The sequence below is a fragment of the Fibrobacter sp. HC4 genome (genome assembly GCF_023373925.1).
Lineage (GTDB): Bacteria > Fibrobacterota > Fibrobacteria > Fibrobacterales > Fibrobacteraceae > Fibrobacter.
In genome coordinates, this window is the sequence record NZ_JALCZV010000008.1 from 117,065 (window position 1) to 143,335 (window position 26,271).

Here is a 26,271-nt window from a genome sequence, read left to right on the forward strand (position 1 = left end):
GGTCTTTTTTGACGCTATAAGAAATATTACCTTGTCGGATACCACTGAGTTATATTATCGAAATCAGGTACTGTAAATCCGCCATTTACACCAGAACATTGATTAGAACTTCCAATTTCATAAATGCTGAAATAACCTTCTTTACCCAAAGCATCCGAATAGGTTAAATCAATACTTTTAACCATCTTCAAAGCTTTGTTCATATCAGGAAATGTTTCTGTTGGAGAAAAATGAATGTCACCAATTACATTTTCATAGGAAGACATAAAATCATTCCAGGTAAAGACTAATGTTTTAAGAGAATCATTTCTTGTCTTAGGCAGTAACGCAACAGGCCTTTCATAAGAATAAGGTCCGCCTCCACTGTTATCAATAATATCTATCTTAAGGTATGCAGTATCGGTACTTGTATAGGTGATACAAATTCCGTCCCACGAGGAAATGTCTTTCCCTACAGAAAAGGCAACTCCGTTATAAGGAAAGTAATGTTCATATTCAGCCTCAAATCCATACCGCCCGACTACGGCTTTGTACTCGGAAACAACTGCATCTAGAGTTCCAGACTCTTCATTGTATTCACTAGTTTTGATTTCAAAATCTACTGGCCACGTAAATACGGGGTCTTGAGAGTATAATCCAACAACTCCTTCGTTGTGTGCTTCGCTACCGTTCCAATAGAAACACTCTTCTGTATTTTCATTATTGCAACGTGTCTCTATATTGTTATCGAAGTTGCAGAACTCTGTAAGAGGGGAGAAAGTCTTGTTGTTGCACAAATTGTAAATTTTTCCATCTTCGCCGCAGAATTCAGACTGGTCGTTATATTCTTCACCGCCACATTTTTCACGAGGTTCGCCCTTTGAATCACAAAATTGTTCATCCGGGTTATAGGTTTTCGTTTCGCTACAAGCATATACCTTGGGGCCGACAATATTATCCACTTTTTTTAGCGTAGTAATCTCGTAAACCTGGTAATTATATGATTCTTGTGTAAATGAAAAATGACTTACAACGATGCTTTTACCAAAGGGCTTTTCTCCGTCACCAAAGGCAATTTTCGTTGTTGTATAGTTTTCTGTCGCATCAAGGCCATCAGACCATGTATATTTCCCCATGTTATCATAAGTTGCGACTAAAGTAAGAGACGTGCTTGCCTTATAGGTGATACATAGTCCACCCCAATCAGAGATGTCGTGGAGTTCTCCATCAGAAGATATATTTGCTTCCATATTTCCTATGGTATTCGAACCAGATATTTCTCCGACCGAGCATTCAACTCCATCATCATCTTGCCAGCATCCCCAATTCAAGTTTTGTTTTTCGCCCCAACTTGAGTTGTACAACACATTTCCTTCACAAGTTGATTGTACTTCAATCTTCATGGTGTCGCAGGTGATTGTATCCTTGATACCATTGTAGTATTCAATATAGGCTACAGGAGTATAACTGCGTCCTTGTTCATTCAGTTCCAGAGTTGCCATGTTGTTTTCTGTTTCATTGCCAACGGCATCCTTCCAGGTTACTGTAACCAGAGAATCAGGCAACTTTCCAGACATTCCGTTGAGGGTTATAGTTTGAACATTACCATAAGCGATTTCGCTTGCGGCGGTTTCGTAGACGCAACTTTGATAGCGATAGAGAGCCCATCCTGTAGGGCATTCAATATTTTGATAAACCCCGTCATCAAGAGTGATTCTTAAATTACGACCATAAGACTGCGTACCTTCATCCTCAACAATGAGGGAATCCGTGACTGTTCTTGACGTGGTGTCTCTTTGGAACCATACAAATGTCGGGTTCAGGGTATTAACTACTCCATTGTACAAGGACGAGTATGTAAAGTTCCATCTGAGAGTATCACCCATCAAGACATGTTCTTTTTCGATGTTACAGCTCTTAATAATGTTATCCGTAAAATATGGATCATCGGAATTTTTCATTGCCGAGTATTCGCCAATTTCAAGAAGTTCAAATGCACCCTCCAGAGCACCATCAGTACTATTCAGGGTAAAGGATATCTTGATTTTTTCAGCATTAACAGATCCATCCTTATTATCCACAATGGATTTGCCTTCATTATCAAGGAAGCTTCCAAACTCGAAGCACCTTATATGGAACTTGGTGGGATCAGAGGGAAGTACCGCAGAATATTTACCATTTTCGTTTTCAATGGTCAATCGGGCTGTTATGGGATTCTCTATAGCAACCTTGTTCCAATTATTTTTCCAATTATAGTTTACACAGATTCCTTGCCAGTCTGTAATGTCCTGACTGGTCTTATCTCCCTTAAGATAGAAGAACATCTCAGGATTGTTATTAGTATAAACGGTGGTGTAAATATATCCTTGTTTATTGACACATTCTTTAGCAGTTAAATTGTCTTCTCCGAATCCAAACTTGCCGTTGGATTCCCATTCGCTGGTTATGGTGTCGCCGTCAAACCACATGAAGATATCATCTTTTGTATTAGCATTCCAGCCAAATTTGAAGTAGCCATTTGTAGTATTTCTTACAAATTCCGGAGGCGTGGGAAGGGTTATAGAAGAAGAACATTCATTTAAGCTACCAAAGGTAATCAGGTTAAAGTAGGCGTTCTGGCGCTCGGTCGTCTTGATTAAAAAATCGACTTGAGTCAAAGAGCCATACAGTAACAAGATCTGCTCCAAATCGGTGTTACCCAAGGTATACGTAAACTTGCTGTACTGATCAGTAGACGTAGTTTTAGGCATGTCAATATCGACATATTTATCATCGAGTCCATGCAGTCGCAGATAAGCCCTTGCGGTACTGACATAATCAACACAAACACCTTCCAAATTGATAATGTCAATAGACTTTTCCATTTTGACAGAAACCAGAACAGAATCCTTTGTATTCGGATAGATTTCGCCGCAAATACCACCACAGGATTGAATGATATCGTCTAGTTTTTCGTTGGCGTCATAACCCACATAATCCTCAGGAACCATCCACATGTCATTGTAGTTTCCAGCCAGTTTCCATTTCCAAGTGTATTTGTCATAGGAGAATGAGCTTCCATTTTGTGCGTTCCATACAAAGCGAGGAGCACTGGATTCATCTGCGCTGGACTTCGGTTCAACACTAGCGCTGGATGCAGGCTTCACGGAATTGCTGGACTTAGGCGCAACACTTGCACTAGAGGCGGGTTTTACAGATCCACTGGACTTCGGCTTAACGATTTCGCTGGAATCGACATCGGCAGATTCGCTGGAGTTTTCCTGAACGTCATCACTTGATTTCAGGTAAGAGGAACCATCGCTATAGAATCCCAGGGCAACAATGTTGAAACTGAATTTTTCGTCAGAGTCTCCTGCAAAGGAAACCATGATGGCATTGGCTTCGCCCATAAACTTGTTGAAATCGGATTCACCGAAGATATATTCCAGGGAACTGAACGGAACCAGTGTTCCGCGGACCAAAGTATCGTTGGCGAAGTTCTTAAATTCACAGCAGTATTCAGATATAACGGAACCGTTATCATCCAAGTGTAGCAGGCAGATATTTGTGGAGGCGTAGGTGCTGCCAAGAGCAAGAGCGATTCCACTGTAACTGGATTCGTTGCTCAGGTCCACTGATTCAAAACGGAATGCGACACCTGCTTCGGCATAGCCATCTGCATTGTACAAGGAACCTGCAAGGCCCCCACTTCTAGAGACAATTGAACTGATGTCGTCTAGAGAGTTTGTGGCGAAGTTGTTGCCCGATTCATCTTTAGCGTGGAAAATAATGCTGCTTTTATCGTTAGCAATTATAAAAGGGCTGAATCCAGATGAGGTTGTTTCAGAAATGTAATCGTCAGCATAACCCTGCCAAACAAGATAGGCCGATTCAAAATCGTAGGTGGGAATCTCCGTATTACCTTCGGGAGTTATGACTCCGTATGTTCCCTTGTGTTCTTCCTTGAATTCTTCGGCGTAGTCAGTACAGGCAGTGGTGTTCAGCAAAAAGCCCAAAGAAAAAAGGGCAGACAGGCGAGTTGCAAATTTCATGTTATTCTTCATTTTTCAGCCCCTTAGAACAAGAATGTTACACCAACGGCAACAAGGCCTGCGGCGGCGATTCCGATACCGACGGTTCGCATGGTTTGAGCAGATTCAATCTTATCTAACTGATCATTATACTCTTCGTGGCTACTGATGCTCTTTTCACGTTCAGTCTTAGCCTTGTTGTTGAAGACGGCAGCCATAACGCCACCGCCAACAGCGACGGCGCCAGAAATGGCCAGGGGTACCCAGTGGACCTTGAAGCTGGACTTTTTCTGTTCGTTCGTTGCGTCCTTGGCGGCTTCGGCAGCCTGAGCCTGTTTCTGTTCTTCGATGCGGACCTTTTCTTCGGCGGCCTGCTTTTCAAGATTCTTGTCAGAGGAATCCTTGGCAGGTTTGGCGACGGCAGTGGTGGAGTCGGGGAGAGGCTTGACCACGGGAGCAGGAAGGATAGAATCACCTACGGTTGCAGTCGAAACAATTTCACCCTTGGCAACGGCAGCGGTGGCGTTAGAATCCTGGGAACCCCAGCTCCAGCGGCCCATCAAATCCTTTTCTTGATAGGCAGCGGTAAATTCCACACGTCCCCTAAAATTTTGCATGGAACCGTCGGTTCCCAAGGGGAGTTCTACCTTGCGACGGGGCATGTTTACGAACAGGTGGCTGAACTTACGACCCATGGGGAGGGCATCTACGCTAAACAGCTTGGCTCCGCTCAAATAGTAAGCGCCAGAAACCGGACGTTTCAAATCAAGATAGAAGTCCAACAGGTCCGGTTCCAACACAATGCGCACATTGGCAGAACTGTTACTCAGGGAATCGTTAATTTTCAAGACAGATTCAATAAAGAGGGGTGCGAACTCGCCACCGCCCTTACGCATGACGATGTCACCACATTTTTCAAGCCAGCGTTCCATAATGTTCTGCTGGGACTTCATACGGTCGGCATCAAAGTACAGGTTGAAGTTATAGGTGGCGTCAAAGGCACCGTCAAAACTTAGGGGTTCAAGGTCTACGGAACCATTCAGCTTTAACAACTGTTCCTTGGAAACCAGGATTCCGCCCAAGGCCGTAGCGCAGGTTTTGATCTGTTCGGTACGTTCCGCAAGGGAATTGCCCATCTTCATGGCACCCAGCCGCAGTTCACCGGTAAGTTCCATGTACTTGGTTTCGAATTCGGGGAGTTCAACGGCATAGAAGTGACTACAGGCGTCGTCCAGCACATCGTTGATAGAAATCATGGAGCACTGGTCGTTCATCTTGGCGATCTTGTTGGCTTCTTCCCACAAGGCGTCCAGTTCCGGGTTGCCCTGGCCCAGTCCCTGTTTCAAGGATTCCAAGTCTTTCTGAATGGCCTGAAACTCCGAGGCGTCTTTCACAAAGATGGAGGCGGTGGGGTCGGACCATACAAATTGAGTAAGTGCGACAAGCAAAAGCGCGATTTTAGGCAAAAATCTCATAACTTCCCTTTAAAAATTTTCACAGCAAAAAAATAAGAATTTCTTAAGATTCTGGAATTGCTTGGAAATCGTTTGGGCAGTCTTATAGGGGAAGTCCTGAAAAACTGATATTTTTATTACATTTGGAATAAATTTTGGGATATTCATAGCATGTTTTTGAATTTTGACAAGATGAAGTATTTGGCCGTCGGGGCAGCCCTATGTGCCATTTGTGGATGTAAAGATGAAAATCCTGGGGGAACAAAGGCTTTGGGTACCCAGGTGACCGCCAATCAGGTTCAGTCTGACGAAAATAAGGCTGCCGCAAAGAAAGCGGCCGAAGAAAAGTCCATTATCAAGGGCAAGGTCCGCAAGGTTATTGGCGAATGTGACCTGCTAAAGAAAAACGCGGACTGGAGCCAGTTACGCATGGGTCAGAGGGTGGTGGAAAACGACCGAATAAGAACCGCCCTGGAATCCGAGGCGCTGGTGGGTGTGAACGATGGTTCTACCTTGCTGATTTCGGAACTTTCCGACGTGACTATTTCTGCCGAGATGCTGGATTCCATGTCCAGACGCATTTCTGTGTATGTGAAGCAGGGTAATGTTTACTTTGACGTGCAGAAGCAAGGGGAATCCCAGATGGACTTCCGCACGGGAATTGCCGTTGCAGCTATCCGTGGAACCGCAGGCTTTGTGGGAAACGTAAACGGCAACATGGTGGCCTCTTTGAAGGAAGGCCGTCTCGAAGTGAAGTCGGATAAGGAAACGACCTCTATCGAAAAGAACCAGACCGTGGTACTGGATAGCGTGGGTAAATCCAAGAAGCTGAAGCTGAAGTCCTCGGGTACCAAGGCCTTGGCTGCTGCCATCGATTCTCTGTCAAAGACGTCCGACGGTTCTATCGAAAAGTTGACCGAGGCTCTTGAAAAGTTCGATAATATTTATGCCGTACGTCAGGCTACTTTTGCCAAGAAACTGGAATCCAGGCAAATCCGCTTCGAGGTTCTGCCTCTTGCCGAAACAACGGAACAGGATAGTGTTATTCTGGTGGCTAGCGCAACGCCTGGCCTGGTGGTTAGCGTCATGGGCGAGGTGGATACGGTTCCTGCAACGGGTCTGTACCAGCATACTTTTAAATGGGAAGAAGGAACCTATGGCATCAAGCGCTTTATTGCCGGCTGTAGGGAAGGTGACCTGGAAATCCCCTGCGGATTGTGGAGTACTGCCTATGTGAAGCCCGCTCCTGCTGTACAGCCCGGCGACACTGCTCAAGCTGCCGTTGAGACCTCTGCCGCTGAACCCGCAAAACCTGCCGCCAAGGACTTGAGCAAGCTTGCAGTTTCTATTGCCGGCAAGGTGGATGAACGGATCCACTACTATCAAGGTACTTACCGCAACAAGATGCGTTTCAGCCTGAAGAATATTTCTGAAGATGACCTGGGCGAACTGGCCAGCATCGAAGTGACCAAGGGCGGAAACAGGGTGGCCCTCTTCGAAGGTAGCGATTTGAGTTCGCTGAACTACAGCGCCGACGTGGAAGTGGAACAGAACCATATCGCCGAATACGAAGTGGTGGCAAAGCTTAAGAACGGCAAGACCAAGCGGGCCAAGAAAACTTATACCGTATTCTGCGGCAACCATTCCCGCAACGGAAACGCACTGGATCCCGACATGACCGAGGCTCAGGAATTCGAAGAGGCCAAGGCTGACCTCGTAAGAGATTAATCAAACTGGAATTTAAACAATTAGGTGTACTTATGAAGACTTTCTATAAAAAATGTGTTGTTTCTTCTGCTTTTGCAGGTTTGCTGATGGCTTCTCTTGTTGGCTGTTCTTCTGCTCCGGCTCCCGAAACAGAACCGACACGCAACAATGCCAAGAACGCCTATAGCGAAATGGAAGACGGCCAAACTGTCGCTCCCGCACAAAGTGCCGCCGCGCCTGCTCCGAAGGCAGAAACTCCTGCCGAAGAAACTCCGGCTGTGGCCATTTCTAACGTGCAGTTCAAGGTAAAGCCCACCGTTATGGTGTTGCCGGCCATGGGCGCCAAGGGGGCCACAAGCATCGAAGTCATCAAGAAGAATCCTCTGGCCAAAACCGCCATGGAAGTAATCAATGCCTACATGACTGAACGTGGCTACAGCGTCATGAGCCTCGAAACCCAGAACCAGCTTGATGAAGTGGTTCAGCTCCAGGATGACATTGCCGGTAACGATGCGGACTTGGCCTATGTGGCAGGCCTTGCCGTTGGTGCCGACATCAACTTGACTTTTGCCGGAAGTATCCAGAACGACAATCTAGTTATTGACCTGAATGCCAGCGACGCTTCTACCGCACAACTCATCGCCAGCGAATCCAGCCGCCAGAAAGACGAAGGGGAAGGCCAGCGTGTGTTAGTCCAGAAGGCTGTAAAGAACGCCATCGTGGCCCTTGAAAATAAGGTTCGCGATGAACTGGCCGCCGAACTTGAAAAAGGGGTGCAGTACAAGGTGGTTTGCCGTTTGACAGGCGATTTTACCGATGAACAGGCCGAAGAAATTTCCAATACGGTCTCTATGAAGGTCCGCAAAATGTTTAACAAGATGCAGGTGAAGTCCATGACCCGCAACACCTACGATCTTGTAGTCTATGCCGACCCCGACAAGTACGAAGACGCCCAGATGGTTTACGCAGAATTCTACGAAGCCCTCAGCGGAATGGCCAAGGTTCGCCGCCAGAACATCACCAAGAAACTGATTATTCTGGAGATTCAGTAATGAACTGCCGTTCCCTGAAAGCGATTGTATTGAGCCTTGCCCTGGGTGTTTCCCTGGGAACAGCCGAAAATCTGCTGACCTATACCGCATCCTCCAAGGTATCCCAGAAGGACGCCGACCAGAAGGCTCTTGATGGGGTTGCCAAGCAGATGAGCACACGGGTAAAATCTGAAATGGAAACCCGCAAGTCTGAAGACGCTAACGGAAACGTTACCGAATCCGCAGACATGTTCAAGGGCAGCTACACCAATGTGGTGCTGAAAGGCGCAAAGATTGTTCCGGGCCCCAAGCAAAATAACCAGTTTACTTCCACGGTGACCGTCGATCTGGACCAGATTGCCTCCAAGATTCTCCTGGATCTGGATGTCATCCGTAACGACGTAAAGGATAAGGAAAAGATTATCCGCACCGACCTGAAGGCTCACGATTATTACAAGACTTCTGTTGACATGGCCGCCTTAGAAAAGTTGGTGGACCGTTACAACGAAGAACTTGAAAATCTTTCTACAGTCCAGAAAGTTCCCGCTGACTTGAAGCTGGACACTCGACTGAACGCCTTGAGCGAATTCTTTATGGACAATTTGCAGTCTCTGAAGATGGAAACGGACTTGACCAGCGAAGCCTTGATTGTATCGGTGAAGGATTACGCCAAGCCGGTGGCTTTTATGCCAATCGCCTTGGTGCAAGACCGCAAGAATTTGGTGGTGGAAAAGACCGACGACAAGGGACAGGCTGTCTTTGACCTGAAGGACGTTATGGCCAAGAAGCCCACAGGCGAAGTGACCGTACTTCCGGATCTTAAGTTCAAGTATGTACGCCCTGCTGCCATCGTTTCGAAAACTGTGCAGTATTCTGCCGAAAGGACAGGCGTTGCCTACAGACTTTCCTGCAAGGGAGAAACCGCAGAATGTGGAGCCCTCCGCAAGTTCCTGCTGGAATCGGGCTTCTCCTTCGTAGACGATCCAAAAACGCCTGAACTGGCGGTGACGTTGGACTTTAGCGATAAGGCCAACAGCGGTAAGACCCTGTACACCTCCAAAGCAACCATTTCCATCAAGTCCGGAGACGTCGAAATGGTGGAACAGCCCCAAGGTGTAGGCCGCGACAGCGAAAGCGCTCACGTCAAGGCCATTACCAAGCTGCCCTCCTCCAAGATCCTGCAGAATTTCGCTAAATCCCGGTCAGCAAAACGTTAGCCAGTTCCGAGATGATGTCGTCCTTGTCATCGACATAGGATAGCGGGTCTTCGAGAATTCTTTCGCATTGCATTTTCGTTAGCAGGGTTCTGTAGGGAGAGCTACCGCCAATCTCTTCGGCCCTTTTATTGATGTTCTCCAATGTATCCTGCAAATCCAGGAAGTATTGGAGGACTTTTTTTATGGTTTTGCTATTGCGTTTTAACAGCTGGTCGGCCTTGATTTGAACTGTATTTCGGTACCACAGGGAATTTGGAGCCGTCTTCAGGGATAATTGCAGCAGGGGTTCATGATTTCCTAGGAGGAACTGGTTTAAGGCATCGATATATTGCCGGGTATGCGTTTGTAACTGCAGAAAAAGTCCCGGGAAGTGATCGTCAGCAGTCCCGATTTCCTGATTCAGGTAGATCAGGCGGGAGAGCCTGGCGTGCTGAGGGAGGATTTGTGGGTTGGCCACCCTGAGGAGATCACCAAAACTAAGACGACGACGGTTAATGTGACGTCTGCAGAACATTTCTTCGGCATCTTTTAGGGTAATGGGTGTTAAGTAAACGGTTTGACTTTCGGGTGAGTACGTTAGACTTCCTGGATTCAACAGCATATCTTGAATAATTTGTTCAAAATTTTCAGAAGCCTCTGCATTTACGGGAGTCTTGTACCGCTTAAGTTTGATGTCGAAAGGAAAAATGTCTTTCGATGTCAAAAAAAGGTTGAAGCAAATGTCAAATTTATAGCGGTCGCCTAAACGTTCGAAATCGTCATAGAAGTAATTTTCGCCAGTGACGGTAGTCATGTTCTCGATGCGTATGGAACTGTAGTCGATTTTAAATTCTGCTTCATGCCCCATAAAGGTGGTGGGGAGCACAAGGAAGTCCAGCAACTTGGTGACAAAACTTTCGATATTCGTAAAGTTTAGACTTGACGTATATACCGTGATACGGCTGTCTTCTATGGTGATGGTTTTACGCATCAGGAATTCAAGCCAATTGGGAATCTTGGACTTTGTCTCATGAGGATTCTTGGAAAGGTTGGTGAGAAGCATATCCATGTATTCTTTGACAAGGAAGAATACCTCTGTAAGGGCCTTTTCAGAGTAATTGATTTTTATCTCGCCCTTCTTGTATTTATCGTATGCGGTTTCAAAATTGCGTTCCTTATCATGTAAATCAAAAATACGATTCACATAACGGCTTACCACATAAAGAGTCTGGTGAATTCCGAAGGGTCCGTGGTTTATGTCAAGGGACTTGTAAATTGTCTGCATGAAAACGCTCCTCAACCCTTATATCGTTTCCAATCGCAAAATTGTAAACTTGCCACATATATCTTTTTTCTAAATTTTCGCCGTTCAAAATTTAAACGTGTATATCACGAGGTAACTCAATATGGCAATGCAAGATATGAATGACCAGGTCGTCGCTCGCCTGGCTAAGCTGGACAAGTTCAAGGAAATGGGTATCGAGGCCTATCCTCATAAGTTTAACCGCACCCATGATTCCAAGGTTCTCAAGGAAAATAAGGACGCTCTCATCGCTTCCCAGGAAGAAGTGGCTTTCGCTGGCCGTGTTGTCCGCTTCAATCGTAAGGGCAAGATGTGCTTTATGCACCTGAAGGACCGTTATGGCCGTCTGCAGGTGGTTTGCGCCCGCGACGAAGTTGGCGAAGAAAACTACGAAATCGTGAAGATGACCGACCTTGGCGACTTCATCGGCGTTAACGGTACTATGTTCGAAACCCAGAGCGGTGAATACTCCGTACGCGTGAAGAAGGTGACCATGCTTTCCAAGGCTGTGCGCCCGCTCCCCGTTGCCAAGGAAAAGATTGACGAAAACGGCAACAAGGTGGTGTTCAACGAATTTGCCGACGTGGACGCCCGTTACCGTCAGCGCTATATCGACATGGCCTTGAACGACGACGTGAAGGACGTGTTCATCAAGCGTTCCAAGATTATGCAGTCCATTCGTGAATACCTCATCGAAAAGGGCTTCATCGAAGTGGAAACCCCGACTCTGCAGCCGATTTACGGCGGTGCAAACGCTCGTCCGTTTACCACCCATCACAATGCCTGCGATATGACCCTCTACATGCGTGTCGCTCCGGAACTCTACCTGAAGCGCTGCATTGTTGGCGGTATGGAAAAGGTTTTCGAATTCTCCAAGAACTTCCGTAATGAGGGTATGGACCGTACCCATAGCCCGGAATTCACCGGTCTGGAATTCTACGAAGCTTTCGCTGACTACAACGACATGATGGTCCACTTCGAAAACATCTACGAACGCGCCTGTATCGCAGCAAACGGCACCACCAAGATCATGACCCAGGGCAAGGAAATCGACTTCAAGGCTCCGTGGCCCCGCTACAGCATGATCGAAGCTATCGAAAAGTTCGGTGGCCTGAAGGTCAACGAAATGTCTGACGAAGACATCAAGAACAAGATGGAAGAACTGGGCGGCCACCTGGATGGTGAATTCAGCCGCGGCCGTGGCATCCTGGAACTGTTTGAACTGACTGTGGAAGACAAGCTGATCCAGCCCACCTTCATCAAGGACATGCCCACCGAATCTACTCCGCTCTGCAAGAAGCACCGTACCATCGAAGGCCTCATCGAACAGTTCGAACCCTACGCAAACGGCTGGGAACTGGGCAACGCCTATACCGAACTTAACGACCCCATCCGTCAGCGCGAACTTCTGGAAGACCAGGTCCGCCGTGGCCGCGGTGGTGAAGGCGAAACTCACCCCATGGACGAAAACTTCATGCACGCTATCGAATCCGGTCTGCCTCCTACCGGCGGTGTTGGCTTCGGTATCGACCGTATGGTGATGCTCCTGACCAACCAGGAAACCATCCGCGACGTGCAGCTCTTCCCGCTGATGAAGCCGGAAGTGTAAGCCCGAAGGGCTTACTAGGTCGCTTCGCTCTGAGGTATGAGGTCGCTACGCTTTGAGGTATGAGCTAAATGCGTGATTTTCATTCTCTTGAAATTTGGAACAAGAGTCATATGTTGACTCTTGATATTTATCGTGTAACGGAAAATTTCCCGAAGAATGAAATCTATGCTCTTACGTCACAAGTTCGCAGGGCCGCATACTCCATTCCAATGAACATTGCTGAAGGTTGTGGAAGAAAATCTGAAGCTGAATTTTGCCAGTTTCTCAATGTATCTTCCGGTTCAGCATCGGAATTGGAATATCAGTTGCTGTTGGCTCACGACCTTGGGTATTTGGAGAAGGAATCTTTTGAAAAATTGAGCGCAGATGTTGTGTCAATTCGAAAAATGGTTCAAGCTTTTGCTGCTCATGTCGCATCTCCCAAAGCACCGAAGGTGCGACCTCTAGCCCCAAAGCCTGCTGAAAGCAGGCGACCTCATGCCTAAACCTCTCGTCTCTCGTCTAATTATGAAACTTGAACTACTCATTGCCTGGCGTTATTTGGGGGCTCAGCGTAAGAGTCTCTTCGTTTCGCTTATCGGCATCTTCAGTATGCTTGGCGTTTCCATCGGCGTGTTTGCGCTGGTGGTTGCTCTTGCTGCGGTTAACGGTTTTGAAGAAGAGGTAACTGCCCAGATGATCGGCAAGGACGCTCACTTCGAAATCATGGCCTACAATGGGGAACCGATTGCGCCCTACGACAGCCTGATCAAGGAAGTCCGAGCCCACGATTCCCGCGTGACTGCGGCTTCTCCTTTTATCATTTACAAGGTGGGCATCAGCAGCAAGAAGGTGAACGACGGTATCGTGATTTACGGTATCGACGGCGAATCCTCCAAGGGCGTTACCGACATCCACAAGTACATCAAGTGGGGCAACTACTCTGTAGATAGCCTTGAAGATTTGAGCGGCAAGATGCGTCCGGGAATTATCCTGGGTAACGGCCTTGCCAACAGACTTCGTGTGGTGGTGGGCGACAAACTTGTTCTGCAGACATTCCAGAGTCCCGATGCGGTAGCCGCCAGCGGTGGTCCCAAGATGATGATGTGCGTGGTCAGCGGCATCTTCGAGACGGGCACTTACGAGTACGACGGCAACTTGGCTTATGTGGGCATTCCCGAACTGCAGACCTTGCTTACCATGGGTGACGCCGTTACCGGAATTCAGTTCCGCATGAATGACCATTGGAAGGCTGGGGAGGCTGTAGACAGTCTTGGCACTTGGCTTGGTTATCCTTACTACGCCATGGACTGGAAGACCAAGAACATCACTTTGCTCAAGTGGATGAACTATGAAAAGTTTATCGTGGCTGCAGTGATTTGCCTGATTATTCTTGTGGCCGCATTTAACATCATCAGTTCCTTGATCATGGTGGTAATCGACAAGACCAAGGAAATCGGCATCCTCCGCAGCATGGGTTTCAGCAAGGCAGGAATCATGCGCGTCTTTATGCTCATGGGCAGTTTCATTGGCGTGGGCGGAACCATTGTAGGAGGTTCCATCGGTTTGATTTTGTGCAAACTTCAGGAAGCTTACCATTTTATCAAGTTGCCTGGCGACGTTTACGTGATTCCCTATTTCCCCATATCGGTTCATGTTCTGGATGTGGTCCTGATTTTTGTTATCGGCATCGCTCTTTGTGTGGCCGCCACCATTCTTCCTGCCTGGAAAGCCAGCAGACTTGACCCCGTAGGAGCCATTAGACATGAGTAGTGAGGTCGGGCTTCGCCCTCTGAGGTATGGGGTCGGAGCTTCGCTCCTGGAGGTGTTTAATATGTGCATACGAATTAGGTCGCTTTGAGGTAATAATGAGTATTGATTTAAAGAATGATGCTGAGGTACAGACCAGTGTAACCTCTAGCTCGCTTTGCGAGCGACCTGATAACCTCGTACCTCAATGCCTATTGGAAACTCGCGATTTGCGTCGTGTCTTTAGCGAAACTGGTGAACAGCTGGAAATTCTGAAGGGCGTTAATTTTTCAATGAACGCTGGCGAACTAGTCGCTCTTACAGGTTCCTCCGGTTCCGGTAAATCCACCTTCCTGAATTTGGTGGGTATGCTGGATACTCCCACTTCTGGCGAAATTCTGTTCAAGGGAAAGGAACTTTCGAAGTTCAGCAGCCATGAACGTGACATGTACCATCGAGCTCAAGTGGGATTCGTGTTCCAGTTCCATCATCTGCTCAGCGAATTTTCCGCTCTCGAAAACGTCTGTGTACCGGGTCGCATTCTCGGAACAAGCGAAGCCGAATGCCGCGAACGCGCCGAGATGCTTCTGGAAACCGTTGGCCTGAAAGACCGCCTGAAGCACTTGCCCCGCGAACTTTCCGGTGGTGAACGCCAGCGCATCGCCATAGCCCGCGCCCTGATGAACAAGCCGGATCTGGTGCTGGCCGACGAACCCAGCGGCAACCTGGACGAAGCCAATTCCGCAAAGCTTAACGAACTGATCGGCGAACTGAACGAGAAGTTCAACCAGGCGTTCCTCATTGTAACCCACGACGAGATGTTGGCCAAGTTCGCTAAACGCCGAGTGGTGATGCATAACGGTTTGATCCAGAGTATCGAATAACGTCCTTTAAAAAGTAAGATGGATCCGTTTGATAAAAAAATATGGGACGTCAAGTAGACAAGCGCTAACTATAAAAACGATAGTGAATGAGAATTTTTAGGTAAAAGTTATGTCTGATATTAACGGTATTTTTTCGAAGAAGGCTAAGGCGGTTTTACAGGCCGCTCGCATGGCAGCCCGCAATTTGGGCAGCGACAGCATTAGCACAGAACATTTGCTGCTGGGACTGGTCCGTGAAGATTCCGGCTTTGCAGCAGAAACCTTGACCGCCCTCAAGGTGAACTTGAATGAACTGGGCGAAAATGTTCAGCGTTCTTTGACTTCTAACGGTGGAATCATGACTGTGGGCGATGCTCACGGCGCACTCCTTTCGTTTACTATTCGTTGTAAGGCTGCATTGTTCAATGCGGCAAAGATCGCCAAGGACGAAGGGGACCAGTACATCGGTCCTGAACATCTCATGCTTGCCATCTTGCAGCAGAGTGAATCTCCCGCTGCAGGTACACTTTCCACTTTCGGCGTCACCTTTGAAAATTTCCAGCAGGCTCTGCAGCAGATCAAGCGCGATGCTATGGAATCTCAGGTTCCCGGCGAAGAGGGTATGGCTGGCGAAGGTCCTTTCGGGGGAGAACAGCCCCGCGAAGGTCAGCCCCGCGTTGGTGAAACCCGTCAGCAGGCTCGTTCCCAGTCCCGCTCCAAGACTCCGATTCTGGAACATTTTGGCCGCGACTTGACCGCTATGGCCCGCCAGGGTAAGCTGGACCCGATAATCGGTCGTGAAGCAGAAATTGAACGTCTGATCCAGATTCTCTGCCGCCGCAAGAAGAATAATCCGGCACTCATCGGTGAACCGGGTGTGGGTAAGACCGCCATTATCGAAGGTCTTGCACTGAAGATTGCCCAGAAGAAGATTCCGGAACTGTTGGCCAACAAGCGCGTAGTTAGCCTTGATGTGGCAGCCATGGTGGCAGGCACAAAGTACCGCGGACAGTTTGAAGAACGTGTGAAGGGCCTTATTATGGAACTTCAGCGCGTAGATAATTCCGTCATTCTTTTCATCGATGAATTGCATACCATCGTAGGCGCAGGCGGTTCTGAAGGTAGCCTGGATGCTTCCAATATTTTCAAGCCTGCACTTGCCCGTGGCGAACTCCAGTGCATTGGCGCGACCACCATCGATGAATACCGCAAGTACATCGAAAAGGATGCCGCCCTGGAACGCCGTTTCCAGACCATCGTGGTGAACCCGCCTTCTTCTGAAGATTCCATCCAGATTCTGGAAGGTCTGCGAGCCAAGTATGCGCAACATCATAAGGTCCGTTATACGCCCGAAGCCATTCGCGCCTCCGTCACCTTGGCAGAACGTTATATTTCCGACCGATTCTTACCGGACAAGGCCATCGACGTCTTGGATGAAGCAGGAGCCCGTGTCCGCCTGAATTCCATCCGCACACCTCAGGACTTGAAGGAAATGGAAGATGCCTTGGCAGAAGCCCTCCAGCAGAAGGAAGAGGCTATTGCCGAACAGCAGTACGAAACGGCTGCCGCCCTCCGCGACAAGATTGAAGCTCTTACAAACCAGATTGCAGAACGCCGCGAAGCTCTCAACAAGGAAGATTCCGCAGAACTTCCCGTAGTTGACGAAAACGAAATCCGCGATTGCATCAGTAAGATGACCGGCATTCCTGTTAGCCGCTTGGCTGGCGAAGAAGCACAGAAACTTCTGAAGTTGGGTGACGAAATCAAGGAACGTGTTATTGGTCAGGATCAGGCCGTAGATGCAGTCGTAAAGGCAATCCGCCGTACCCGCGCCGGCATTCGCAATAACAAGCGCCCCATGGGTAGCTTCCTGTTCCTGGGTCCCACCGGTGTGGGTAAGACTGAACTTGCCAAGGTCTTGAGCTTGAGCCTGTTTGGTAGCGAAGAATCCATGATTCGTATCGACATGAGCGAGTACATGGAAAAACATAGCATTAGCCGCCTGATCGGTGCGCCTCCGGGATACGTTGGCTTCGAAGATAACGGCGGACAGCTTTCCGAGAAGGTCCGCAAGCGCCCTTATTGCGTGGTGCTCCTGGATGAAATTGAAAAGGCTCATCCGGACGTTTACAACTTGCTACTCCAGATTCTGGATGATGGTATTCTTACTGATAGCTATGGTCGCAAGATTAACTTCAAGAATACAATCATCATCATGACCAGTAATGCCGGCGCCCGCGAAGTCCGCCATAGCTCTGGCATGGGCTTTACCAAGATGGGGGAGACCGACGACTACGAACGAATGGAAACCGCTATCCGCGAAGAAGTAAAGCGTGTATTCTCTCCGGAATTCCTGAACCGTATCGACGAACAGATTGTGTTCCGTCCGTTGACCAAGAAGGACTTGTCTTCTGTTGTGGATATCCAGCTGACCTTCTTGCAGAAGAACTTGTCTGAACGCGGAATCCTGCTGGAAGTTTCCCAGGCCGCCAAGGAATTTGTAGTTAGTCACAATTACGATTCCGCCCTGGGCGCCCGCCCCATCCGTCGTTCCATTCAGCAGTTGATCGAAGATGAAATTGCCGAAGGACTCCTCCTTGGAATCTACAAGGACTTCTCCACGATTTCCCTGGATGTGGTGGATGGCAAGCTGAAGTTTACTTCCGAGGCGTTGCCTAGTTAGGTATTAGTAGACAGTGGTTAGTAAACAGTGGTTAGTAAACAGTAGGTAGAAAGTGAATTTTTTTGCATTCAAATACTAACCACCAACCACTAACCACTAACCACTATTCTATATTTTTCTACGAAAAGTTCAAACAATCAACCAAAGGACTACATCATGGCAAAGATTTCTGCCGTTCTTATTTTCGGTGCACCGGGTTCCGGTAAGGGTACCGTCGGCGCTAAGCTCGCTGCAACCACTTCTCTGAAGCACCTCTCCACTGGTGACATCTTCCGCGGCATCGCTCCCTCCAGCGAATCTGGCAAGCTCCTGGCTTCCTATTCCAGCAAGGGTCTCCTGGTTCCCAACGAAGCTACCGTTGAAATCTTCGGCCGCTATGTTGAAGGTCTTGTCAACACCAACAAGCTGAACCCCGAAAAGGATACCCTCCTCCTGGATGGTATTCCTCGTACCGTTGAACAGGTCAAGCTCATCGAATCCATCGTCGACGTGAAGCACATCTTCGTGCTCGACATCAAGGATGAAGCTACCATCGTTGCTCGCCTCCTGAACCGCGCCAAGATCGAAGGCCGTAAGGATGACGCAGACGAAGCTGTTATCAAGAACCGCCTCAAGGTTTACAAGGAATCCACCGCCAAGGTTCTTTCCAAGTACAACAAGAAGATCATTTCTCACATCGTTGGCGACAACACTCCGGACGAAGTGTTCTGCGACGTGCTGAAGGCATACGTTGACTTCTGCAAGGCTTCCGCTCCCAAGGCTAAGAAGCCGGCTGCAAAGAAGACTGCCAAGAAGAGCAAGTAATTCTTGACCCAAAAGTCTGAAGGCACCCCGTTTTTACGGGGTGTTTTTTATTGTGCTTAAATCAACACAAAATATTACAAAAACCTTTCGGAATACTGAAAGTTTTTTATATTTGCTCAGAATTTGTTTAAATACCGCGTAAAAAGATTTTCTGACGGGAATATTGGTTAAAAATGGATAACTCTCAAGTTAACGCAAAAAACGGATCCAATACAGGCAGTGCAAAGAACGACGACGAAATCGATCTCCTCGAAGTTCTAGGAATTCTTCTTAAGCACAAGCTATTCCTGTTTTTCTGTCTAGTCGTCGGTGCTGTTGTAGGTTTCCTGGCCTCTAACTGGGTTCGCCCGCAATATACTAGCGACGCTCTTCTTCAAATTGATGTTAAGGGAAACAAGGCCGGAAAGGCCATGGGCGAAATGGGCGCACTCCTTGATGTAGCCAGCCCCGCAGAAGCAGAAATCGAACTTCTCAAGAGCCGCATGGTCTTGAGCTACGTCGTCGAACAGGAAAGACTTTGCTTTAACGCCTATCCCAAGGGACCCATGAAACGTCTGACCCATAAGGAAGGACGTATGGACCTTGAAAACCTGCATATTCCTGAAATTGCCATTACCGAAAAATGGTATGCCCTGGTTACCGGTCAGGATGAATTCATTGTCATTACCCCGGAAGATACGGAACTGGTAAAAGGCAGGGTAGGTGAACCTGTTTCTGCCCCCTACGCAGGAGATTCCCTGGTTATCCAGGTCAAGGCTCTCCGTGCAGAACCCGGCCAGATGTTCGTTCTCGTCGAATCTGATCCGCTGGCCGCAGTTCGTGAACTCGTGAAGCAGCTGAACGTTGCTGAAAAGGGTAAGCAGACCGGCATCATCGGCGTTTCCTATACGCATCAGTATGCAGACCGTGCCGCCTCCATCTTGAACACCATCGCCAATATTTACCTGCGCCAGAATGTTGAAATGCGCAGTGCCGAAGCAGAAAAGACCTTGGAATTCCTTGAAAATCAGCTGCCCGGTGTTAAGGCAAAACTTGATTCCGCCGAAAAGAAGTTGGCCGACTACCGTCATAAGATTGGTTCCGTGGACCTGAGCGGCGAAACCCGCACTCACCTTGAAAAGGAAGCCAACCTCGAAAAGCAGATTCTTGAACTGGAACAGAAGCGTCAGGAACAGACCCGTTTGTTCAAGGATGAGCATCCAGCCGTGGTCACCATTGTAAAGCAGCAGGATCGTCTGCGCGCCGAGCTGGCCCGACTGAAATCTTCTGCCGCCAAGATGCCATTGACTCAACAGGAAGTGATTAGCCTTCAGGAAGAAGTTGCCGTGAACAACGCTCAGTATACTTCCATGCTCAACAACATCCAGCAGCTCCGTGTGGTCCGTGCTGGTGAAGTGGGCAACGTCCGCATTGTGGACTACGCTCAGATTGAACGCAAGCCTAGCAAGCCCAACAAGAAGCTGATCTTGATCGGCTGCATTGCAGGTTTCTTCCTCCTGGGCGCCCTCCTGATTTACCTGCTCCAGATGACCAAGCGTGGCGTGCGTAGCTCTCTTGAAATTGAACGCGAAACAGGCGTTAGCGTTTACGCCAAGATTCCCAAGTCCGAAAACAGCATCCTCAGCCTCCGCAAGAAGGGCAAGAACACCCTGCCTCTCGTCGAAGAAGATCCCGAGGATCCTGCCAGCGAAGCTTTCCGTTCCCTTTATACTGCAATTGATTTCTCTGTGGGTGAACAGAAGGTTATCATGGTCACCGGTATGATTCCTGGCGTCGGCAAGAGCTTTGTATCCAAGAACCTGGCCGCCCTGTATGCTGCCGCTGGCAAGAAGACCTTGCTGATCGACGCCGACATGCGCCGTGGTGTGGTCTACAGCCATCACAAGCAAGGTCTCGGCGACGTACTTTCTGGAAGATGCACACTGGAAAGCGCTGTCGCAGACTCCATCACAAAGAACTTGTTTGTAATCGGTGCCGGTATAACAGATGTTTCTCCCAGTGAATTGCTGCGCGGAACCAAGTTCAAGGAACTCCTTGATAGCGCTTCGGAAACCTACGACACCATTATCGTAGATACTCCGCCTCTGAATCTGGTCACTGACTCCGAATTGATTTTCCCGGTTGTGGATTTCGCCTTGTTCGTTCTCCATTACGGACGTCATTCCATGGAACAGATCAAGGAAGCCATGATCAAGATCGAACGCTGCGGCAACAAGCCTCACGCCCTCGTGATGAACCATTGCGAATCCGACGGTCATGGTTATGGTCACTACGGATCCTACGGATCCTACGGCTCTTATGGCAGCTACAAAAAGAAGAAAAAGCGCTAAGTAAATCAGCGGCCTCAGGGCCGCTTTTTTTATATTTGGGACGGAAAAGTTAGAGGTATAAATGAAGTTTCTGATTACAGGTGCAGCAGGTTTCATCGGATCCAAGATTATGCAGATGCTTGCAGATCGCGGCGATGAAGTTGTAGGGCTTGATAATATCAACGACTATTACGATCAGCGTCTCAAGTACGGAAGACTTCGTGAAAACGGTTTTGAACAGCCGGACAGCAATTTTGAATTTGGCAAAATGTTGACCAGTACCAAGTGGTCCAACTGTCGCTTTATCCGCATGGATATTGCAGACAAGGAATCCCTGGACACCCTCTTCGCCTCCGAAAAATTCGACAAGGTCATGAACCTTGCGGCCCAGGCCGGAGTCCGCTATTCAATTACCAACCCCTATGCCTATATGCAGAGCAATATGGTAGGCTTCCTCAACATTCTTGAAGCCTGCCGCAATACCAAGGTGCCCTACCTGGTATTCGCCTCCAGCAGTTCTGTATACGGTCTCAACAGCAAGGTTCCCTACAGCGAAGACGACAAAGTCGATTCCCCGGTGAGCCTCTACGCCGCAAGCAAGAAGAGCAACGAGCTGATGGCCCACGCTTACGCCAAGCTCTACGGAATCAAGGTAACCGGTCTCCGCTACTTCACTGTTTATGGTCCCTGGGGCCGCCCCGACATGTCACCTATGCTTTTTGCCAAAGCCATATCCAAGGGCGAAGCAATCAAGGTGTTTAACAATGGCGACATGATCCGCGACTTCACCTACATCGACGATATTGCTGAAGGTTCTATTCATGTATTGGACCGCGAACCCGAGGCCGCAAACTGTGAAAACAACGTTCCATACCGCATTTTCAATATCGGCTGCAGCAATCCGGTAAAGCTGATGGACTTCATCAGCGAAATCGAGAACGCTTACGGCGAACCCGCCAAGAAGGAATTCCTGCCCATGCAGCCGGGAGACGTCTACCAGACCAACGCCGACACCACCAAGCTAGAACAGCAGTGCGAATACAAACCCCACTGGAGCCTCCACGACGGCATCGCCAAGTTCATGGAATGGTACAAGAGCGACGCAAATCCGCTGAGATGAGCAAATAGTGAATACAGAACGCACCTCATACCTTACTGCAGATATTAGGTCGGCCTTACGGCCTTTTAGGTATTAGGCCGCACCTGCGGTGCTATGGGGCAATCAGAACAATTCACAATTCATATCTCATATCTGATAATTCATACCTGGTAGCTCATATCAGATATCTCGCCACAAGCCTTTTTGGGCCATATTCTCTCGTCTCTTCTCTCTCGTCTCTCCTCTATTATATATATTTCCTCAAAATTGCGGGCGGACCACGCCTGCTAGACTTTGTTCAACTAAAAGGAAAAAAATGAAACGTCTCTCCATTGCCGCTATGGCTATTTGTGTTGCTGGTCTTGTTGCTTGTAACCAGGCTTCCGCCGGTGGTTCCTTCAACCAGCAGGCTCGCCTCGACCAGCTCGAAAAGGATTTCAACCAGGTTAAGGAAGAATTCGAAGTTCTTAAGTACGCTCTCGACAAGCGAGGCATTTCTCTCGAAGCTGCCAAGGCTGAAATGGAAGCAGACAACAAGGTCTGGGACATTCCCGTTGACGAATCTCCGGTCTTCGGCAACACCACCAACCCCAAGCTGACTATCGTGGAATTCACCGAATTCCAGTGCCCGTACTGCTCTCGCATCGCTCCCACCATGAAGGAACTCATGGACAAGCACCCGGGCGAAATCAAGTTCATATACAAGAACTTCCCGCTGTCCTTCCATGCTAACGCCAAGCCGGCAGCTGCAGCAGCCATTGCCGCTCAGAAGCAGGGCAAGTTCTGGGAATATCGCTATGCCCTGGCACCCCATTCCCGCGAACTGGGCGACTCCATCTACGTAGCCGTGGCTAAGGAAGTTGGCCTGAACATTGAACAGTTCGAGAAGGACCGTGTTCTGGATGATGCCATGAACGCTCGCATCCAGAAGGACTTCGATCTGGGCGTCAAGGTTGGCGTTCAGGGCACCCCGAACTTCTACATCAACGGTAAGCGCCAGGATCGTTTCAGCCCCGAACTGGTTGAAAAGATGCTGAAGGAAGCCAAGTAATTTTGGTTCAATCTGTGTACGCGACTTCGCGCCGCGTGCACCTTTTTTGGCCTCAAAAGATTTAATTTCGAATAGCAAATTAAAACAAAGATCAAACTAACACAAACAAAAGGATACGATATATGATGAAGCGTACATTGACTGCTGCATCCATTGCCCTTCTGGGTTTTGGTGTGACAGCTACAATGGCTCAGCCGAAAGCACCTCGTGTAGTTCCTTACAAGTTCTTTGACGATGCATATCGCCAGGGTGGCTTCGACTACGCATACGGCGGCAAGAGCAAGGGTATCACCATTACGAAGGACGGCGGCTACAAGTCCAAGTCCGCTCTGAATATCAAGCTGGACCCCAGCGAATATTCCGGTGCTTCCGTTTGCCTTTACAACGAAACTTTCGACCTGAACAAGTTCATGCTCGACTCCAAGCTCGAATTCATGATCAAGGGCGCAAAGGGTGGCGAAACTGTTAAGGTCGGTCTCCTCGATGAAGAAGTTTCTGACGGCAAGAAGACCCAGGTCGTTCTTCCCATGAACAAGTACATCGAAGGTGGCTCCGTCACTACCGAATGGAAGAAGGTCTCCATTCCTCTGGTCGACTTCCCGGATCGTGGTCTCTACTGGGACAACACCCGTAAGTCTGAATTCCCCGCACGTATCGACTGGGATAAGATTGCAGAAATCCGCTTCTCTATCGACAAGAGCGCCGAAAAGACTTTCGAAGTCTGGGTTGACAACATCGAAATCGTCAAGGGTAACAAGAAGGCCAAGCCCAAGGCCAAGATGGTTTACTGGGATGAAAACAACGACGTCATCGACGGTCCTAAGAACCCCGAAAAGCTGGACGGCAAGGCTAAGCCCGTTGCCAACGGCATCTTCTACTCTGATGGCCTGAAGGGCTTCAGCTACAGCTACGGTGGTCTCTCTGCCCAGCGTGAAGCTGACTCCAAGACTCCGGGTAACAAGAACGTTCTCGCTCTCTACATCGATAACAACGACTGGTCCGGTGTGACCTACTCTCTGGGCGAAGGCAAGTATGTTGACTTGTCCAAGGTCCGTAACAAGGGTGGTCTCTACTTCTGGATCAAGGGTAAGCTCGGTGGCGAAAAGGTATACGTTGGTATTCTGGACAACCAGGGCAACGATATCAAGAGCCAGACCAAGATTAGCCTCAACGACTGGATCGAAGGCGCCAAGGTTGGTACCGATTGGAAGCTCGTCAAGATTCCTCTGAAGAAGTTCGGCGACAAGGGTAAGGCTTGGGACGCTAACAAGCAGGCCGAAGTTGCTAAGGATATCCAGTGGAACAAGATCCAGGAACTCCGCTTCTCTGTCGGCAAGGGTGAAAACCAGGGTGAACCGGGTAAGCCGGCTCCTGTGACCATCTACGTTGACCAGGTTACCTTCACCGAAAATATCGACTGGGTTGACCCGGATATCAAGTGGGATAACTGGAAGGGCAATGCTCCTGACTACGTAATTTCTGACTTCGAAAGCAAGTTCAACGGCGACAAGTGGGAACCGTCTAAGGGCCCGAAGTCCAAGGTTGAAGTTGATGTTCCGTTCAAGACTTCCAAGCTCGATGGCAACTCCCTCAATGTCAAGCATTTCGAAATGTCTGACTGGGTTGACGTTGTGCTCGACCTCAAGAAGAACAACCGCCCGGCTGCTGACCGTGACTGGACCAAGCACTGGGGCATCATGTTCGACGTTTACTCTGAACGTCCGTGGCAGTCTATTACCGTTCAGGTCGGCGACGCTGGCAGCGAACTCTTCGTTGCTAACACCGGTGTACCTCGCGGTCGTACCACTGTGATCGTTCCGTTCCGTAACTTCAGCAAGTTCCCGTACTACCAGCCGCCTGAAGCAAAGGAAAACGGCCTCTTCGACCTGAAGGGTGTTGTTTCTCTGGACTTCAAACCGGGTGGAGAAGGTTCTAACGGTTCCTTCGAAATCGATAACATTAAGCTGACCAACCAGAAGGAAGTCAAGGCTGCTGCCCGTCCGGCAGTTGTCAAGGTTGACGTCAAGGGTTCTTCCGACGTGATCAACCCGAACATCTCTGGTGGCCTCTTCGGTATCAACGCAGCCCTCTGGGACGGCGACATGCTGGACAACAAGAAGTTCAAGACCCAGACTTGGGAATATGCAAAGCGCATCAACCACGGCATTATCCGTTACCCGGGTGGTCTCCGTGCTGATGACGACCACTGGAAGGAAATCCTCGACAACCACGACTGGATGGTCGATACCGACGAATTCCTCGCATGGTTGAAGAAGACCGGCTCCAACGCTATGTTCACCGTGAACTTCGGTTCCGGCACCGAACAGGAAGCTGCAGCATGGGTTAAGCACACTAACGTAGACAAGAAGGCCAACATCCTGTACTGGGAAATCGGTAACGAAGTCTACGGTAACTGGCACCCGTACTACGAAAAGTATGGTAAGGACGGCGGTACCGTTTATGGTAAGCGCGCACGTAAGTTCATCGAAGCTATGAAGAAGGTTGACCCGACCATTAAGGTTGCTGTGCTCGGCGTTCTCGATGGCGACTGGAACGAAAACGTTCTCCGCGAAACCGGCGACATCGCTGACGGTCTTATCGTTCACCACTATCCGCAGCACTTCGGTGAAGAAAACGACTTCGCCATGCTCTCTGCTCCTCAGGACCTGACCCCGATCTACAGCCGTCTGCACAAGACCGTAGATAAGTGGACCAAGAAGTTCAACAAGGACAAGAAGATCGAACTGTGGCTCACCGAATGGAACTCTGTTGACTTCAACCCGGGTCCGCAGACCATCGCTCTCGAAAACGGCCTGTTCGTTGCTGACTACCTGGCTATGCTCGCAACTGAAAATGTTGACAACGCACAGTACTGGGATATCCACAACGACATCACTCCGGAAGGCGGTGACTACGGTTACCTGACCCGTTCTGCAGAAGAATGCATGAACTGCCCGCGTCCCAGCTACTGGGCATTCCAGATGGCTTCTGACGCTCTTCGCGGCAAGCTCCTCAAGACCACCATCACTGGCGATAAGGAATCTCTCCTCACTACTTACTACACCGAAAATGGTAAGAAGAAGAGCCTCCTGGTCATCAACAAGAGCCCCTACAGCGACTACGAATTGAAGCTGGATATCCCGGGCTTCAAGGGCAAGGCTAAGATGCAGGTCTTGGACAAGTCCTCCGAAAAGCTGAAGGAAGGTTGGGCAAACGATCCTTCCAAGAAGGCTAAGGATGTTGACCTGTCTAAGCCGGTTAAGGTTGGCAAGCGCACCGTTACTTTGATCGTTCTCGACAAGTAATCACCTCAAATTAGCTCTAATGCCGCAAAGGTTGATGGGCTAAATTGAAATCAAAGAAATCCCGTCGGATAAATACCGGCGGGGTTTCTTTTTTGTAAAAGTTAAGTATGTGGACAATTCTTTGCTTGTTAACTAAATTT

Annotated in this window: 16 protein-coding genes; 13 read left to right on the forward strand and 3 right to left on the reverse strand. The window is 48.9% G+C overall.

Annotated elements, in window-relative coordinates:
- Positions 1–26 precede the first annotated feature (26 nt).
- Both MMG03_RS07145 and MMG03_RS07150 read right to left on the reverse strand, forming a co-directional pair.
- Entirely contained in the window at positions 27–4,022 is a 3,996-nt protein-coding gene (locus tag MMG03_RS07145) for a hypothetical protein (RefSeq protein ID WP_249505971.1), read from the reverse strand.
- Positions 4,023–4,033: 11 nt separating this feature from the next.
- On the reverse strand, positions 4,034–5,464 hold the full coding sequence (locus MMG03_RS07150; RefSeq protein ID WP_249505972.1) for a hypothetical protein: 1,431 nt from the start codon (positions 5,462–5,464) through the stop codon (positions 4,034–4,036).
- 150 nt (positions 5,465–5,614) lie between these two features.
- On the opposite strand from MMG03_RS07150, the gene MMG03_RS07155 reads away from it, so the two are divergent.
- Genes MMG03_RS07155 through MMG03_RS07165 form a run of 3 tightly spaced genes read left to right on the forward strand, consistent with a single transcriptional unit; the run spans position 5,615 to position 9,398 of the window.
- Positions 5,615–7,171, forward strand: coding sequence for a FecR family protein (locus tag MMG03_RS07155; protein ID WP_073161080.1), 1,557 nt, complete (start codon positions 5,615–5,617; stop codon positions 7,169–7,171).
- A 32-nt stretch (positions 7,172–7,203) separates the two neighbouring features.
- Entirely contained in the window at positions 7,204–8,202 is a 999-nt protein-coding gene (locus tag MMG03_RS07160; RefSeq protein ID WP_249505973.1) for a DUF6175 family protein, read from the forward strand.
- The gene (locus MMG03_RS07165) at positions 8,202–9,398 is read left to right on the forward strand and encodes a hypothetical protein (protein WP_073237180.1); all 1,197 of its coding nucleotides are present in this window, start codon (positions 8,202–8,204) and stop codon (positions 9,396–9,398) included. Before MMG03_RS07160 ends, MMG03_RS07165 begins: the two co-directional genes overlap by 1 nt.
- Here the strand turns inward: MMG03_RS07165 and MMG03_RS07170 are convergent.
- A complete protein-coding gene (locus MMG03_RS07170) occupies positions 9,373–10,662 on the reverse strand; it encodes a hypothetical protein (protein WP_249505974.1) in 1,290 nt (429 codons plus the stop codon). The two genes, MMG03_RS07165 and MMG03_RS07170, sit on opposite strands and share 26 nt — an antisense overlap.
- Positions 10,663–10,783: 121 nt before the next feature.
- Here MMG03_RS07170 and lysS point away from each other — a divergent pair, with 121 nt between their 5' ends.
- From lysS to MMG03_RS07220, 10 genes are all read left to right on the forward strand, one after another.
- Positions 10,784–12,289: a lysine--tRNA ligase gene (gene lysS / locus MMG03_RS07175; protein ID WP_073161084.1), complete on the forward strand. Its 1,506-nt coding sequence runs from the start codon at positions 10,784–10,786 to the stop codon at positions 12,287–12,289.
- A gap of 68 nt (positions 12,290–12,357) precedes the next feature.
- Complete coding sequence (locus MMG03_RS07180) at positions 12,358–12,774, forward strand: four helix bundle protein (RefSeq protein WP_083539698.1); 417 nt, start codon at positions 12,358–12,360, stop codon at positions 12,772–12,774.
- A 22-nt stretch (positions 12,775–12,796) separates the two neighbouring features.
- A complete protein-coding gene (locus MMG03_RS07185; protein ID WP_249269342.1) occupies positions 12,797–14,041 on the forward strand; it encodes an FtsX-like permease family protein in 1,245 nt (414 codons plus the stop codon).
- A 95-nt stretch (positions 14,042–14,136) separates the two neighbouring features.
- Entirely contained in the window at positions 14,137–14,901 is a 765-nt protein-coding gene (locus MMG03_RS07190) for an ABC transporter ATP-binding protein (RefSeq protein WP_249269341.1), read from the forward strand.
- A 109-nt stretch (positions 14,902–15,010) separates the two neighbouring features.
- Positions 15,011–17,563, forward strand: coding sequence for an ATP-dependent Clp protease ATP-binding subunit (locus MMG03_RS07195; protein WP_073161088.1), 2,553 nt, complete (start codon positions 15,011–15,013; stop codon positions 17,561–17,563).
- A 156-nt stretch (positions 17,564–17,719) separates the two neighbouring features.
- Entirely contained in the window at positions 17,720–18,367 is a 648-nt protein-coding gene (locus MMG03_RS07200) for a nucleoside monophosphate kinase (RefSeq protein WP_073161089.1), read from the forward strand.
- Between the two features lie 173 nt (positions 18,368–18,540).
- The gene (locus MMG03_RS07205) at positions 18,541–20,697 is read left to right on the forward strand and encodes a polysaccharide biosynthesis tyrosine autokinase (RefSeq protein WP_249505975.1); all 2,157 of its coding nucleotides are present in this window, start codon (positions 18,541–18,543) and stop codon (positions 20,695–20,697) included.
- Positions 20,698–20,758: 61 nt separating this feature from the next.
- Positions 20,759–21,796: an NAD-dependent epimerase/dehydratase family protein gene (locus MMG03_RS07210; protein WP_073161091.1), complete on the forward strand. Its 1,038-nt coding sequence runs from the start codon at positions 20,759–20,761 to the stop codon at positions 21,794–21,796.
- Between the two features lie 295 nt (positions 21,797–22,091).
- The gene (locus MMG03_RS07215; protein ID WP_101479180.1) at positions 22,092–22,826 is read left to right on the forward strand and encodes a thioredoxin domain-containing protein; all 735 of its coding nucleotides are present in this window, start codon (positions 22,092–22,094) and stop codon (positions 22,824–22,826) included.
- A 122-nt stretch (positions 22,827–22,948) separates the two neighbouring features.
- Positions 22,949–26,131: a carbohydrate binding domain-containing protein gene (locus MMG03_RS07220; protein WP_073161093.1), complete on the forward strand. Its 3,183-nt coding sequence runs from the start codon at positions 22,949–22,951 to the stop codon at positions 26,129–26,131.
- The last annotated feature ends 140 nt before the right edge of the window (positions 26,132–26,271 follow it).